The organism is Proteus sp. G2618, assembly GCF_009915995.1.
Taxonomy (GTDB): domain Bacteria; phylum Pseudomonadota; class Gammaproteobacteria; order Enterobacterales; family Enterobacteriaceae; genus Proteus; species Proteus terrae.
This window is the reverse complement of the sequence record NZ_JAABNI010000023.1, coordinates 218,632-234,596: the sequence shown is the minus strand read 5'-3', so window position 1 is coordinate 234,596 and position 15,965 is coordinate 218,632. Positions and strand designations below refer to the sequence as shown.

Sequence of the window (15,965 nt, the reverse complement as noted above, 5' to 3'; positions counted from 1 at the left end):
CTCAATATGATCCACAAAAACGTGAGAACCATATTGAAGATAACAACAATACACCAGGAGAACCTTCTTCAATGACTTTTCCATCATCAAGCACAATGACATGATCCGCCCGTTTGGCAATATTCGGATCATGGGTGATCACGACTCGAGTGGATGTTAGGTTTTCAAGATAAAGAGTCACTTTTTCACGACTGACTGTATCAAGGCTTGCCGTAGGTTCATCTAAAAATAAGATCTTAGGATCGGCTAATAATGAACGCGCTAAGCATAATCGTTGCTTTTGTCCTCCAGAATAACGGTCACCTTGTTCTCCTACATCTTCATCTAAATCAGTTTGAATCAACGGTAAATTCAATGCATTGAGTAACTGTAAAATATCCTTATCACTGATTGTTGATTTCTCATCTTGTAATAATGACCAGCGTAAAGTGCCTCTAATTAACTGGTTATGCTGAAATACGATTTGTCTTGTTTGCGCTAATACACTCTCAGATAAGTCGTTAACTTTTTTATCTCCATAAAAAACTTGCCCTTTATCCGCATCAATAAGGCGCGCTAAAACACGTAGTAATGTTGTTTTACCTGCACCAGAACTGCCGACAATTGCCGTCATTTTTTTATCGGGGCATAGCGCTGTTATGTTAGAGAGGATCGGCGTACCTAAACTATTATTCACATCCAGTTGTTCACAACGAATGTCATTGCTTTTAGGCGTATCACTCTGTTTTGGGCTTTGTAATGTAGGAGCATCCAATGCGTTTTTAATTAATGTTAGTGACTGCTTGCTTTGTCTTAATGCTTGATCAATATGAGAAAGCTGAAATAACGGTTCAATAAAGCGAGCAATTAATACGACAACAGCTAACCACTGCGCTAAGGTGAGTTTGTTAGCATCAACATTTATCACACCAAACACGAGAACTGCGATAAAAATACCCTGAATGCAGAGAGAAAAAATTAAATGGTAAGGTAAACTCCGCTGTAATAACTGTACCTGTTGGTGATGTTGCGCTAACAGATCTTGCTGTAATTGCTGTGAAAATTGTGTATTGCGTCCACTTTTACGCAATAACGCCTGATGTTGTGCAAAATCAGCCAATGTTTTTGCTGCAACGTTCTCCGCAGTTTGAAGTGTAGCCTCTTGTTTATGCAATCCTTTGGCACTGATCCGCATCACAACAACAAGCAAGAACGCAGATAGCATAAAAATAAATGCAAAAGTGACGTTATAAAATAAAAGGCCAATAATGACCGTTAATGGTGTGACAACCACACTGATCACCGGAGCCAGTAAATGGGCAGGAATGCTCATTGTACTCATAGCAGCCCCTGAGCACAGTGTTTGCGCTTGGGGAGGTGGCGTTAAACTACGAGGCAAATGACGGATCAAGGCTTGAACCAAGATTTTCATCACCGTCGTCCCCGCAAGAAAACCATTTAATGTCGCAATGTACTGAAAAACCAATGTAATTAATGTTAATCCCGCTAACATCCATAAATATTGGCTTGGGTCTTGATGCCAATAAATAATAATAGGTAATAACAATAATCCACATAGCCCTTCTAAAATGGCACTAAAAACCATAAAACTAAGGGGAAATTTTAAAGATAAGAGTAATGAAACAAAGGGATTAGTCTTCATTTTGCTCTCCTTGTTTCTGAACAAAATCACGATAGCGTTCACACTCAAGTAGCAAATCATCATGATTTCCCATTGCTACTAACTTTCCATCAGCCATAAATATCACTCTATTCACCTGCTGTGCTAACGCCAAAGAATGTGTCACAACAATTCGTGTCATTGTTTTATTTTTCAATGCATTAAAAATATGTTGTGCATTATCAGGATCAAGCGCTGAAGAAGGTTCATCAGCCAATAACAACGGGCTATTAGCAATAAAAGCGCGAGCTATCGCTAAGCGTTGTGCTTCACCACCAGAAAGTGGCGTTTCATCATTGATGATTGTTGATAAACCTTGAGGTAGAAGCTCAATGACTTCAGCAAAATGCGTTTCATTAATTGCAGATTGCAGTTGTTCTTCACGACAATCTGGATTAAATAACAATAGATTATCTTTAATAGAATAAGGTAATGGTTGGCTGTTTTGCATCACTACAGTGGTGATTTGGTTTAATGCATGACGTGAATATGCTTGTAAGCGCTTATTCTCAATTAAGATCTCACCTGATGTTGCATCCATAAATCGAGCAATCAGTTGTAATAAAGAGCTTTTTCCTGCACCAGAAGGCCCGACAATGGCAATAAACTCCCCTTTTTTAATTTCAAAATTAATATTATCGAGGATCTTTTTATCACCATAAGCAAGGCAAACAGAATCTGCCGTTAATGCGACATGATGAGAAATACTCTCTACAGATTGCTCACCATATTGTATTTCAGGCTGCTGTAATAACTGTTGGATCCTTTGTGCGGATTTTTTTGCAACACGTAAAGCATCACCACCATGCCCCATCGCCATGACGGGCTCGGCAATACGTCTTAGTAATAAAATAAACAGCAATAAATCTGCCAACGGTAATGTTTGTTCAAAAGTAACCGCTCCCAGTAATAACCAGCCTGTGAGTAAGGTTGCACTTAATAATAACTGGGTTAGTGATCCCAATAATCCAACTCGTTTAACCCAATTTTGAAAATGAAAAACAAAATTAAATAAGGCTTTTTCTGTTTTACTGATAATGCCTTTATGTGGAAATTGACGTGCAACAAGAGGGTTTTCTGCCAGGAGTTGATAATCTTCAAAGAGTGCTTTCATCGCACTATCACGCTGTTCACAATAGGTTTGATAACGTGAAGATTGTGTTTGTTTAAAACAAAAATAAGCGATGATGAGAGGAATAAGAGCAAAAAGCAGTAAAGAAAGATTTAATATCGATAACACCATTATCGCAATAACAGGTACAACAATAAATTGCACAATATCAGCAGGCGCATGAGCAATTAATTGATGTAACGCTTTAATATCACGCTGAACATATTGATTAACGCCGTTTTTTCCTTGGCTAACAAACCAATTTAACGGTAATTTTTGCATTTTTTCTGATAATGCTAATCGTAATTGGTAGGTTAATTTGGCATCCATTAAATGCGTTAAATGAAATGCAATGGTTTGTGATATTAGCCATACGATCCCACCAATAACAGCAATGGTTAACCACAACGTATTACTAGAGGGGAAAGAAAGAAGAAGCTGATAAAGTGCTAACCACGGTACTAAAGAGCTAAAACCTGCAACTGCTTGTAGCAACAAGGCACCTATTAATAAAGGGCGATAAGGACGTAATAACGCCCATAATTCATTATGCATAATAATCTCCACAACATATTGTGGCACTATAACGAAAAGGGTATTTACCCTCTAGCGACAAGGCTTTAGATTGCGTGACTATTACTTTCGATTTAGAAGCAAATTGCTTATTTACTAAGCAAGATAGAGAGAAGTGAAATTAATTACCTGTTTAAGGTGTAGTAATTAACATTGAAAGAATATCAATATTACCCATAAACTTAATAAAATCAATTAAGGTGTAAAATGCCCTTTGCGTACATCACCCGGTAATATACCAAAACGTTTGCGAAATGCCACGGAAAAATGAGCTGGCGTATACCCAACATAATAGGCAACACTTGAGATAGATTCCCCTTCATTTAGCAACATATTATATGCGGTTTGTAAGCGATATTCTTGTAGCCAACCATAAACAGAATTACCAAATAATTGACGAAATCCTTGGGTGAGTTTTCGTGTATTTAATCCCACGCGTGCCGCTAATATTTCAAGTTTCGGTGGTGTTTCCATTTCAGCAATTAAGATCTCTTTCGCCTGTTTTAAGCTGTTTTTTTCACGCTGACTTAATGGTCGATTCGCAGGCTCTTGCGCATGACATAAATATTGCAAACTTAATGAAGCAAATTCACACGCTTTGCCAGAGTAATAAAGTGGTTTTAAAGAGTCATGAACTGGGTTTTGAAATAACTGCATGGTTAACGCCAAAAAAGTGTTATCCATAGTCAGATGATGCAGCATGAGTGATTGGTTTTGTTGCAGTATAGGGGGCAACAAAATATGTTGTTGCTCAAGCCACTGAGATGATAATTGCAATAATGTGTATCTTAGGGGATCGCCAGATTTAAATTGATTCAATAAAGAATAGCGTTCAACACTATTAGCAATAAAAATACTTGGTGTTGCTATCTCTATTTTCTGCCCATTGACACTTTCACTAATCACACTTCCACTATGAACAGCCACTAAATTAAAGCCGGCTTGATAAGTCTCTTCAATCTGCAGATCTTCCGTGGTTTCTAATACACCTTGGCGCAATAGAATTTGGTCTTGAAAGCGATATTCTTCAACCTGCTGATGCTTAGGTTGATAACCAATGTATGAATAGAATGAAGAGTGTTGAGACATAATAGAAAGATATCAGCAGAGTAAATAATCACCTATGTTGTCAGCTATATTGTCAAACATTCAACGAAATAGCAATCATTATCATTTATGCCGAATAATCTATTTTAAAGACAGGGTGCTTGTACCACAAATCTAACAACCTGAAGAAAAATTGGGGGGAGAAAACCTCCCCCACCAAACTATTTATTGCACATCAAAATAGCTTGAACTACAGTGCTTCCATCACTAATGTTAAGAGAAAATAATCGTTCACCTACAATCATTGTGAAAGAAAGAACGGTCGCACAAATAACAGTAATTCCAAATAAGGTTATTTTAGTCAATTTTATTGACTCCTTTGTGAAAAGGAGACAGAATCAAGTTGTTCAGGTTTGAGTCTGTCCCCGGATTTTATGAGAATAAAATTCGGGGCTTTTCTCTTTCTGGCTCTTGCAAAATGCTTGAACCAAAATGATCCAAGCACCCACCAATATAGTAACAGAAATTTCTCTATCCCCTATACCTTATCAGTGGTAAATTAAAAATTTAATCGAGTTAAAACAACATGTTACCTTATTAAGTAAAATGATTTACTATTGACTCAAACACCAAAAAAAGACAAAATAAATTCGCTAAAACAAAGAAATTAACTTGTTTTATTTTCTTGACTCCTTACTTGAAAAAAAGATCCGCACCCACCTCTTTGTTTTGCAATCGCCCCAAATAAATTTATTTGGGGCTTTCTTTTTTCCGTAAAATTTTCTTTTTTTAAATAGCGATAAAAAAACAAAAAATCCCGAATACAAGTTTCCTCATATTCGGGAGCATTATTACGGCAATAAATAAACTTAAATTTTATTTATCTTTTTATGCATTTCTTGCACTGAAATAACACTCGCCGTCGGATCTGCCGTTAATGATAGTGTTGTTGCAAATCCGCCATTTAGCGTCGTGTCATAATGGACTTTATATCTTAATGCACTGCGACGAATAATTTTAGAATCTTCAATGGCTTGACGACCTGATGTGGTATTAACAATATAGTCATATTCACCATTTTTAATTCTATCTTCAATATGCGGTCGCCCTTCATGCACTTTATTGACTAAGCGTGGATTTATTCCCGCTTCACCTAATACAATAGCTGTACCATGTGTAGCATCTAATTCAAATCCACTTTTTAGCAATTTCGTCGCCAAATCAACAACTCGCTTTTTATCACCTTCACGCACAGAAAGAAGTGCTCTACCTTTTTTCTTCATGGTAGAGCTGCTACCTAACATCGCTTTAGCAAAGGCTTGAGCAAAGGTTGTTCCAACACCCATCACTTCACCTGTTGAGCGCATTTCAGGCCCTAAAATCGGATCAACGCCTGCAAACTTATTGAAAGGTAAAACCACTTCTTTTACCGAGTAATAAGGTGGAATGACTTCTTTTGTGATCCCCTGCTCTTCAAGGCTTTGACCAATCATGACACGCGCGGCGACTTTCGCTAATGGCACACCTGTGGCTTTTGACACAAAAGGTACGGTACGAGCGGCACGAGGATTGACTTCAATAAGATAAACATCATCACCTTTCACCGCAAATTGTGCATTCATCAGCCCTTTTACACCTAATTCAAAAGCAAGCTCACGGACTTGTTTACGCATCACATCTTGAATTTCTTTGCTTAGAGTATAAGCAGGCAGTGAACAAGCCGAGTCACCAGAGTGAACACCGGCTTGTTCAATATGCTCCATAATGCCGCCAATCACTACTTGTTTACCGTCACAAATCGCATCAATATCGACTTCAATCGCATCATCAAGAAAACGGTCTAATAAGACAGGTGCATCATTTGACACACTGACTGCAGTTTGGAAATAGCGACGTAAATCAACTTCGTCATAAACAATTTCCATTGCTCGTCCACCAAGTACATAAGAAGGACGAACCACCAGCGGATACCCAATCAATTGTGCTTTTTCTACCGCTTCTTCTAACGCGGTTACAGTGGCATTTTCAGGCTGTTTAAGCCCTAATTTATCAACCGCTTTTTGGAAACGTTCACGATCTTCTGCTTTATCAATCGCATCTGGTGTTGTCCCAATCACTGGCACACCTTCTGCTTCTAACGCTCGGGCTAATTTTAATGGTGTCTGCCCACCATATTGCACAATCACCCCTTTCGGTTTTTCGATACGTACAATTTCAAGCACATCTTCTAACGTAACTGGTTCAAAATAGAGTCTGTCAGAGGTGTCATAATCTGTTGAAACCGTTTCAGGGTTACAGTTTACCATGATGGTTTCATAACCGTCTTCACGCAACGCAAGAGCCGCATGAACACAGCAATAATCAAATTCAATCCCTTGCCCTATACGATTTGGTCCACCACCTAAGATCATCACTTTAGGTTTATCTTGATGTGGATTTGCCTCGCACTCTTCTTCATAAGTCGAGTACATATAAGCCGTATCAGTAGCAAATTCTGCCGCACAAGTATCAACGCGTTTATAGACAGGATGGAGTTGATATTGCTCACGTAATTGGCGAATGGCGTGCTCTTTTACGTTAAGTATTTTAGCTAAGCGTGCATCAGCAAAGCCTTTACGTTTTAACCGACGCAAGAAATCAGCGCTTAACCCTTTTATACCAACTTCACTAACTTTTTCTTCAAGACGCACGATTTCTTCAATTTGAACTAAGAACCAGCGGTCAATATTGGTGAGATTAAATACACCATCAACGGATAGTCCTGCGCGGAAAGCATCTGCGATATACCAAATTCTGTCTGAACCGGCTTCTTTTAGCTCACGGCGAATTTTCGTTAATGCTTCAGGGTCGTCTAAATCGACTTTAGGATCAAAACCTGTCGCCCCAACTTCAAGGCCTCGTAATGCTTTTTGCAAGGACTCTTGTTGTGTTCTACCAATTGCCATCACTTCGCCAACAGATTTCATTTGTGTTGTTAATCTGTCATTTGTTCCTGCAAATTTTTCAAAGTTAAAGCGAGGGATTTTTGTGACAACATAATCAATGGATGGTTCGAAAGAGGCGGGTGTTCTCCCACCAGTAATATCATTCATCAGCTCATCAAGGGTATAACCTACTGCTAATTTTGCAGCAACCTTCGCAATTGGGAAACCTGTTGCTTTAGAGGCAAGCGCAGATGAACGCGAAACCCGAGGGTTCATTTCGATAACAATCAAGCGCCCTGTTTTTGGATCAACGGCAAACTGAACATTAGAACCGCCGGTTTCAACACCTATCTCACGTAATACCGCCATCGAGGCATTACGCATAATTTGATATTCTTTGTCGGTAAGGGTTTGTGCTGGTGCGACAGTAATGGAATCCCCTGTATGAATTCCCATTGCATCAAAGTTTTCGATAGAGCAAACGATAATGCAGTTGTCGTTTTTATCGCGCACAACTTCCATTTCATACTCTTTCCAACCAATGAGTGATTCATCAATTAACAATTCATTAGTCGGCGATAAATCTAAACCTCGGATACAGATTTCTTCAAATTCTTCACGATTATAGGCAATACCGCCACCTGTTCCCCCCATCGTGAATGAAGGGCGAATAATACAAGGAAAACCAACTTGTTCAGCAACAGCAAAAGCTTCATCAAGGTTATGTGCAATACCTGAACGTGCAGTATCTAAACCGATTTTTTTCATCGCTTTATCAAAGCGTTGTCTATCTTCTGCTTTATCAATTGCATCAGCTGTTGCACCAATCATGGTGACACCAAACTCAGCTAAAACACCTTGGCGCTCTAACTCTAGCGCACAGTTCAGTGCAGTTTGCCCCCCCATTGTCGGTAATACCGCATCAGGACGCTCTTTTTCAATAATTTTTCTCACAACTTGCCAGTGAATAGGCTCGATGTACGTTGCATCAGCCATTTCAGGATCGGTCATAATGGTTGCAGGATTTGAATTTACCAAAACAACTCGATATCCCTCTTCACGCAGGGCTTTACATGCTTGAGCGCCTGAATAATCAAATTCACACGCTTGTCCGATAACAATCGGCCCAGCACCTAAAATCAGGATTGTTTTGATATCTGTTCTTTTAGCCATTTTCTTTCGCTCCTGATTTATTTTGTTGTCACTGATTGCAGGTTTTGACGATATTGCGCGATAAGCTCGATAAAGTGATCAAAAAGAGGTGCGGCATCATGTGGCCCCGGGCTAGCTTCTGGGTGGCCTTGGAAACTGAATGCAGGTTTGTCTGTTCGATGAATACCTTGTAAAGAACCATCAAACAGAGATTTATGTGTCACACGTAAATTGGCTGGAAGTGATGTTTCATCAACAGCAAATCCATGATTTTGCGCTGTGATCATCACAGTATTTTTATCTAAATCTTTAACAGGATGGTTACCACCATGATGACCAAATTTCATTTTGATGGTTTTTGCACCACTAGCTAATGCGAGTAATTGGTGCCCTAAGCAAATACCAAATATTGGAATATCAGTAGTTAAAAAGGTTTGAATAGAGTTAATGGCATAATCACAGGGCTCTGGATCCCCGGGGCCATTGGAAAGAAAAATGCCATCAGGAGAAAGGGCTAAAACATCTTGCGCTGACGTTTGTGCTGGTACAACGGTGACTCGACACCCTCTATCTACCAACATACGTAAAATATTACGTTTCACACCGAAATCATACGCTACAATATGCAGTGGCAATTCAGTCGCTAATTTAGCTGCTGGTAATTCATTTTCTAACGTCCAACTACCTTGAGTCCATTGGTAAGGCTGTTTGACAGTTACTGTTTTGGCTAAATCCATTCCCTTTAAGCCAGGAAAGGCCTTGGCTTTTTCAAGAGCAAGTTTGGTATCAAGATGTTCACCGGCTATGATACAACCGTTTTGCGCGCCTTTTTCTCTCAACAAACGAGTTAACTTACGTGTATCAATGTCCGCAATAGCGACAATATTTTGGCGTTTAAGATAATCAGATAACGTTTCTTGCGCACGATAGTTGCTCATCACTAATGGCAAGTCGCGAATAATTAAGCCTTGAGCATGGATGGTTTCTGATTCTTCGTCTGAACAATTAACGCCGGTGTTGCCAATGTGGGGATAAGTGAGAGTAACAATTTGTTGGGAGTAAGAAGGGTCGGTTAGTATTTCTTGATAACCGGTCATTGAAGTATTAAAAACGACTTCACCGATGGCGGCGCCTTCTGCGCCAATCGACTTGCCGTGGAATTCGGTCCCATCTTCTAGAACCAGTATAGCTTTTCTAATCAAAACGCCCTCCAGAGAATAATAAATCACATTTCATGCATATTAATTCAGATTTAAGACTCTAAATCAATGCCAAAAACATAAAATTGGGCAAATTTTTGGCAAATTGGGCGCATTCTAAAGATCGAATAGCCAGATGTCTAGAAAAAACACCTTTTTAATTTAAAAAATATCATTCATTAGCAATTTAGCCAACCAAGTGACAATTTATATAATCATTCTTACAAATTTAACCGTTTGCTTACCAAGATAACTTAAAAAATAAAGAAAGAAGGCGTAAAATAAGGATTTGATGTATCTTGGTAGGTAAAAACAAAGAAAAAAACAGAGATAACAAACAAAAAAAAGACAAATAAATAAAAAACACCACAAATAAAATAAAAAACTCATAAATATAAAAATAATTATGAGTTTTCAATAAATTACATTTTTTATAAATTATAAATCTTCCAATGAAAGCACATCTTTCATATTATAAAGACCAGATTTTTTATCACTTAACCAAATAGACGCCTTAACAGCGCCGTTTGCAAATGTCATTCGACTAGAAGCCTTATGGCTTATCTCTACTCGCTCACCGATATCAGCAAAAATAGCAGTGTGCTCTCCCACAATATCGCCTGCACGAATAGTAGCGAATCCGATACTTTGAGGATCACGCTCTCCCGTGTGCCCAACTCGCTCATAAACTGCGCACTGTTTAAGATCACGACCTAACGCATCTGCAATAGACTCTCCCATTGCTAATGCAGTACCTGATGGCGCATCAACTTTATGACGATGGTGAGCTTCTACGATTTCAATATCAGTGTAAGATCCCATCACTTTAGCTGCTTTTTCAAGTAATTTAAGCACTAAATTAACACCAACACTAAAGTTAGCGGCAAACACGATCGGGATAATTTTCGCTGCATCATCTATGGCTTTTTTGCCTTCATCATCAAAGCCCGTTGTACCAATGATCATGCCTTTTTTCTGCTCTACACAAAATGCGATATGAGAAAGTGTTCCTTCAGGACGCGTAAAATCAATTAATACATCAAATTCATTCGCTTGAGCCAACAAGTTATCAGTGATTGTGATACCGATATGCCCGATACCCGCTAATTCTCCGGCATCAGCGCCAATCAATGAAGAATTAGTACGCTCAAAAGCAGCACCTAAAATGGTTCCTTCTTGTTGAGAAATTGCCTGAATTAATTGGCGCCCCATTCGACCACCAGCACCAACGACAGCAAGACGAAGTTCTTTTGCAGACATAACTAAATTTCTCCTTAACGATACTTATTATCTCTATTTATTGTTTACAGATTAGCGATGTCATCCGCTTGATGCCAGCATTTAACGTTCGAGATAAGAAAAACACACAAAACCGTAATCATTATCAGTAAAAGAGATGAACAGCATTATTATTCATTTAACTTTAGATATAAAAAAGCAGAGATTTAAACTCTGCTTTTAAAAATCACGCTTTCTAGATCGTTTTATTCGATAACTTTATAATCTAAACGAAGCTCTTTAGGGACTTCAAAAACGATATTTTCTTCACGTCCCGATAATTCGATCACTTCATCAGCACCAAAGGTTTTTAAACGTTCTAATACTTGTTGAACTAAAATATCTGGCGCTGAAGCCCCTGCGGTTACGCCAACAATATTTACATTAGCGACCCATGACTCATCAATATCTTCAAAGCTATCGATAAGATAAGAAGGCTTACCTGCTCGCTGTGCAAGCTCCGCTAAACGATTAGAGTTCGATGAGTTCTTTGAACCAACTACAAATACAACATCTGCTTTTTCTGCAAGTTCTCTTGCCGCTTCTTGGCGATTGGTTGTTGCGTAGCAGATATCATCTTTACGAGGCCCAATAATTTTTGGGAAGCGTGCATTTAAAGCATCAATCACTTCAGATGTATCATCAACAGAAAGCGTTGTTTGAGTCATAAAGCAAAGATTATCTTCATCTTTTACTTCTAATTTCCAAACATCAGCAGGTGACTCAACTAAATACATTCCCCCTTCAGGGTTATTGTATTGCCCCATTGTGCCTTCAACTTCAGGATGTCCCGCATGGCCTATTAAAATCGCTTCTTTGCCTTTACGGCTTGCTCTTGCCACTTCCATATGAACTTTAGTGACTAATGGGCACGTTGCATCATAAAGCATAGTTAAATTACGTGAACGAGCTTCTTGGCGAATAGCTTGAGAAACACCATGAGCAGAAAAAATTAAAATCGCGTTATCAGGGACTTCTGAAATTTCTTCAATAAAGATAGCGCCACGTTCACGTAAATCGTTAACGACATAGCGGTTATGAACAACCTCATGGCGAACATAAATAGGTGCGCCATAGATTTCCAGAGCTCGGTCAACAATGCTGATAGCTCGGTCAACACCCGCACAAAAGCCTCGTGGGTTAGCCAGCAGTATTTGCATGTGTTGTTTCCTCCTCAGGATTGATGCCGACGACTTCAATATCAAATGTCACTTCTTCTGACGCTAACGGATGATTAAAATCAACCGTCACAGAATCTTCAGTGACATCTCTAACAATGCCCGGCATTTCACTACCATTCATTGCTGTAAATAGCATGATAGTTCCTGCTTCTGGCACACCAGACTCTGCAAAGTCAGAAGGCATAAAGTATTGGATCAAGTCAGGATTGTATTTACCAAAAAGATGTTCACCCGCAAGCGTAAAGGTTTTTTTATCTCCCGTTGATAATCCCAATAATTCAGCTTCTAAGGCTGGCGATAAACTTTCATCACCTAAACGAAAAAGAGCGGGTTTACCATGCGCTTGTGTAGATTCAGCAACAGAGCCATCTGCTAACTTTAAAGTGAAATTCAGCAACACTGCGCTGTCGTTGAGTACCTGCATAACCATACTAATACCTTCTATTAAGCGTAACCCCCGCCATAAGGCAGGGGTTATTTTAGTTAACTTCTTGTCTGATTACTTTTGCTTTTTTGCATCTTGAGGACTGACATTTTTATCAGGGAAAAAACTCTCAATAATGATAAGCCCAGCACCGATGCAAATCCCCATATCAGCAATATTAAAGGTAGGCCAGTGCCAATCTCCGACATAAACATCAAGGAAATCGATTACAAACCCATGGATCAGACGATCAGAGAGATTACCCAATGCTCCGCCAATAATTAGCGCATAAGCAACGTTACTTAGTTTGGCACTCGCTTTGTTTTTATACATCATTACCAATAACGTAATGCAGATTACTAATGCAATCAGTGCAAAAAACCAACGTTGCCATCCCCCTTTATCTGCTAAAAAGCTAAAGGCAGCACCATAGTTATGGGCGTAAGTGAAATTGAAAAAAGGCATCACAGCAACAGATTCATACAGACGAAATGTCTGCATAAAATACTGTTTTGTTCCTAAATCCAACACCACTACGGCGACGGCCAGCCATAGCCAGCGTAAACCTGTAGAGCAAAGTGTTTTCTTCATTAATTAAGCAAACTTACGTTCTTCACCGTTACCGGCTACGTTAGTAACACAGCGTCCACACAATTCAGCGTGTTCCGCTACTTGACCGATATCTGTCGCATAATGCCAGCAACGAGGACATTTTTCGCCATCTGCTTTGTTAAAGGCGATTTTTAAACCCGCCATATCAGAAGCTAATGCTGTTTCTGGTGCTTCATTAATATCTGCCACTTTCGCTTGAGATGTTAATAAAACAAAACGCAGTTCGTTACCTAACGCATTTAACTTATCTGCCAAAGCTTTATCTGCATACAGAGTTACTGATGCTTCTAAAGAGCCACGCAGTTGTTTATCTGTACGAGCTTGCTCTAATACTTTGTTGACTTCACCACGAACAGCAAGTAATTCAGCCCAGTAGTCATCATTTAAAGTTTCTGATGCATCTAAGCCAAATAAATCGGTATACCATTCTTCAGTTAAGACATACTTTGCACGTTCACCCGGTAACTCATTCCAGATCTCATCTGCTGTGAATGACATAACTGGCGCCATCCAACGAACTAATGCTTCACTGATATGGAATAACGCAGTTTGGCAACTACGGCGAGCAACGCTATCGCTTTTCGCAGTGTACTGTCTGTCTTTGATGATATCTAAGTAGAAAGAACCCATTTCCACTGAGCAGAACTGCATTAAGCGCTGAATAACATTATGGAAATCGTAATTTTCATAGTGTTTTAGAATATCCGCTTGTGCGGCTTTCGCACGACCTACTGCCCAGCGATCAAGTGTCACCATCTCTTCTGGCTTAACTTGGTGTTTTGCAGGATCAAAACCATTTAAGTTCGCTAAGAAGAAACGTGCGGTATTACGAATACGACGATAAGTATCTGCAGAACGTTTTAAGATCTCATCAGATACAGCGATTTCACCAGTGTAGTCTGTTGATGCAACCCATAAACGCAGGATATCAGCACCCAGTTTATCCATTACATCTTGAGGACTGACTGTGTTACCGATAGATTTAGACATTTTACGGCCTTGACCATCTACGGTAAAACCGTGTGTTAAAACTTCACGGTAAGGTGCTTTACCTTTGATTGCAGTCGAAATCATCAGTGAAGACATAAACCAACCACGGTGTTGGTCAGAGCCTTCTAAATACATATCAGCTGAATTGCCATGGTATTCTGGGCGAGCATCAACGACTGTTGAGTGTGTTGATCCTGAATCAAACCATACGTCCAGTGTATCTGGCGTTTTCATGTAATCATCAGCTTCATCACCCAGCACTTCACGGATATCTAAATCCCACCATGCTTGAATGCCGCTCACTTCAACACGTTTTGCAACTTCTTCCATCAACTCTAAAGTACGAGGATGCGGCTCTTGAGTCTCTTTATGAACAAACAGAGACATTGGCGTACCCCAAGTACGTTGACGAGAAATACACCAGTCAGGGCGGTTTTCAACCATTGATTCAATACGTGCTTGGCCCCAATCAGGGATCCATTTAACACCTTTGATCTCTTTTAATGATTGTTGACGTAAACCGTTTTTATCCATGCCAATAAACCATTGTGGTGTGGCACGGAAAATAACTGGTGTTTTATGTCTCCAACAACAAGGATAGCTATGTTGTAAGGCTTCATGATGTAACAGAGCGCCTTTCTCTTTTAGTAGTTCAACAATGATATCATTCGCTTTAAAAACAAAAACGCCATCTAATGTTGGATAAGTACCTGCTAAGTAGCAACCATTTGGTCCAACAGGGTTTGCAACTTCTAAGCCGTATTTTTGACCAATAACAAAGTCATCAGGACCGTGACCTGGTGCAGTATGAACAGCACCTGTACCCGCTTCTAACGTAACGTGATCACCTAAAATTGCAGGTACATCAAAGCCCATAAATGGATGATTAAAGCGCAGTAGCTCTAAATCAACACCTTTACATTCACCTAAAACAGTCCAGCTCGTTACACCAATACGCTTCATTACGCCTTCAACAAGATCAGCGGCTAAAATCACGCATTCATCGTTAAAAGAGACTAAGGCATAATTAAATTCTGCATTTAATGCGATAGCGCGGTTAGCGGGTAATGTCCAAGGCGTTGTTGTCCAGATAACCAAAGAAATTGGTTTATCCGTTGTTGCATGGAATTTTGCGGCAACTGCACTTGGATCAACGGCAGTGAAACGCACATCAATGGAAGGTGAAGTTTTGTCGTAATATTCGACTTCAGCTTCTGCCAATGATGAGCCACACGCTGTACACCAGTGAACAGGTTTAGCCCCTTTTAACAAGTGGCCATTTGCGATAATACGCGCTAATGCACGGATAGTATTCGCTTCAGTTTTATAGTCCATTGTAAGATAAGGTTTTTCCCAATCTCCTAGAACCCCTAAACGAATAAAATCTTTTTTCTGTGCTTCGATTTGCTCGTAAGCGTATTTACGACATTCCTCGCGGAATTGCGCTGCCGATATTTTCTCTCCAGGTTTACCTACGATTTGTTCAACTTTTAGTTCGATAGGTAATCCGTGACAATCCCATCCTGGAATGTACGGAGAATCAAAGCCTGACAGCCCTTTGGATTTAATAATAATATCTTTGAGAATTTTGTTTACTGAGTGACCAATATGAATATTGCCGTTGGCGTATGGAGGGCCATCGTGCAAAATAAACGTTTTTTTACCACTTTTAGCCTGACGAATTGCTTGATACAAACCTTCTTTGTACCAACGTGATAACATCTCTGGCTCGCGCTTTGCTAAATCCCCGCGCATAGGGAACCCTGTTTCTGGTAAGTTCAGGGTATTTTTATAGTCACTCATTCGATTCTCAG

The 15,965-nt window shown here is 39.6% G+C and carries 11 protein-coding genes; all 11 read right to left on the bottom strand.

Annotated features, from left to right (window positions below):
• Nucleotide 1: 1 nt before the first annotated feature.
• Nucleotides 2–1,642, bottom strand: coding sequence for an ATP-binding cassette domain-containing protein (locus GWJ01_RS13180; protein WP_161711185.1), 1,641 nt, complete (start codon nt 1,640–1,642; stop codon nt 2–4).
• Nucleotides 1,632–3,326, bottom strand: a complete 1,695-nt coding sequence (locus tag GWJ01_RS13175; protein WP_161711184.1) for an ABC transporter ATP-binding protein — start codon at nt 3,324–3,326, stop codon at nt 1,632–1,634. Before GWJ01_RS13175 ends, GWJ01_RS13180 begins: the two co-directional genes overlap by 11 nt.
• Nucleotides 3,327–3,539: 213 nt before the next feature.
• On the bottom strand, nt 3,540–4,433 hold the full coding sequence (locus GWJ01_RS13170; RefSeq protein ID WP_109393200.1) for an AraC family transcriptional regulator: 894 nt from the start codon (nt 4,431–4,433) through the stop codon (nt 3,540–3,542).
• A 179-nt stretch (nt 4,434–4,612) separates the two neighbouring features.
• Nucleotides 4,613–4,756 carry a Hok/Gef family protein gene (locus tag GWJ01_RS18935; RefSeq protein WP_161711183.1) on the bottom strand — a complete coding sequence of 48 codons (144 nt, stop codon included), beginning with the start codon at nt 4,754–4,756 and terminating at the stop codon, nt 4,613–4,615.
• Nucleotides 4,757–5,260: 504 nt separating this feature from the next.
• Nucleotides 5,261–8,488: a carbamoyl-phosphate synthase large subunit gene (carB, locus tag GWJ01_RS13160; protein ID WP_161711182.1), complete on the bottom strand. Its 3,228-nt coding sequence runs from the start codon at nt 8,486–8,488 to the stop codon at nt 5,261–5,263.
• A 17-nt stretch (nt 8,489–8,505) separates the two neighbouring features.
• Nucleotides 8,506–9,669, bottom strand: a complete 1,164-nt coding sequence (gene carA / locus GWJ01_RS13155; RefSeq protein WP_109401335.1) for a glutamine-hydrolyzing carbamoyl-phosphate synthase small subunit — start codon at nt 9,667–9,669, stop codon at nt 8,506–8,508.
• 435 nt (nt 9,670–10,104) lie between these two features.
• A complete protein-coding gene (gene dapB / locus GWJ01_RS13150) occupies nt 10,105–10,926 on the bottom strand; it encodes a 4-hydroxy-tetrahydrodipicolinate reductase (RefSeq protein WP_161711181.1) in 822 nt (273 codons plus the stop codon).
• 224 nt (nt 10,927–11,150) lie between these two features.
• Nucleotides 11,151–12,104 (bottom strand): 4-hydroxy-3-methylbut-2-enyl diphosphate reductase, encoded by a 954-nt coding sequence (gene ispH / locus GWJ01_RS13145; RefSeq protein ID WP_109393196.1) that lies wholly within the window; start codon nt 12,102–12,104, stop codon nt 11,151–11,153.
• On the bottom strand, nt 12,085–12,555 hold the full coding sequence (fkpB, locus tag GWJ01_RS13140; protein WP_088493753.1) for an FKBP-type peptidyl-prolyl cis-trans isomerase: 471 nt from the start codon (nt 12,553–12,555) through the stop codon (nt 12,085–12,087). Before fkpB ends, ispH begins: the two co-directional genes overlap by 20 nt.
• Before the next feature lie 69 nt (nt 12,556–12,624).
• Nucleotides 12,625–13,140, bottom strand: coding sequence for a signal peptidase II (lspA, locus tag GWJ01_RS13135; RefSeq protein ID WP_109401337.1), 516 nt, complete (start codon nt 13,138–13,140; stop codon nt 12,625–12,627).
• Nucleotides 13,141–13,143: 3 nt separating this feature from the next.
• A complete protein-coding gene (gene ileS / locus GWJ01_RS13130) occupies nt 13,144–15,954 on the bottom strand; it encodes an isoleucine--tRNA ligase (protein WP_161711180.1) in 2,811 nt (936 codons plus the stop codon).
• Nucleotides 15,955–15,965: the final 11 nt, after the last annotated feature.

What these genes read in the sequence shown, in the direction of transcription:
- GWJ01_RS13180 (WP_161711185.1), bottom strand. Translation starts at nt 1,642, where the DNA reads ATGAAGACTAATCCCTTTGTTTCATTACTCTTATCTTTAAAATTTCCC.
- GWJ01_RS13175 (WP_161711184.1), bottom strand. Translation starts at nt 3,326, where the DNA reads ATGCATAATGAATTATGGGCGTTATTACGTCCTTATCGCCCTTTATTA.
- GWJ01_RS13170 (WP_109393200.1), bottom strand. Translation starts at nt 4,433, where the DNA reads ATGTCTCAACACTCTTCATTCTATTCATACATTGGTTATCAACCTAAG.
- carB (WP_161711182.1), bottom strand. Translation starts at nt 8,488, where the DNA reads ATGGCTAAAAGAACAGATATCAAAACAATCCTGATTTTAGGTGCTGGG.
- dapB (WP_161711181.1), bottom strand. Translation starts at nt 10,926, where the DNA reads ATGTCTGCAAAAGAACTTCGTCTTGCTGTCGTTGGTGCTGGTGGTCGA.
- ispH (WP_109393196.1), bottom strand. Translation starts at nt 12,104, where the DNA reads ATGCAAATACTGCTGGCTAACCCACGAGGCTTTTGTGCGGGTGTTGAC.
- fkpB (WP_088493753.1), bottom strand. Translation starts at nt 12,555, where the DNA reads ATGGTTATGCAGGTACTCAACGACAGCGCAGTGTTGCTGAATTTCACT.
- lspA (WP_109401337.1), bottom strand. Translation starts at nt 13,140, where the DNA reads ATGAAGAAAACACTTTGCTCTACAGGTTTACGCTGGCTATGGCTGGCC.
- ileS (WP_161711180.1), bottom strand. Translation starts at nt 15,954, where the DNA reads ATGAGTGACTATAAAAATACCCTGAACTTACCAGAAACAGGGTTCCCT.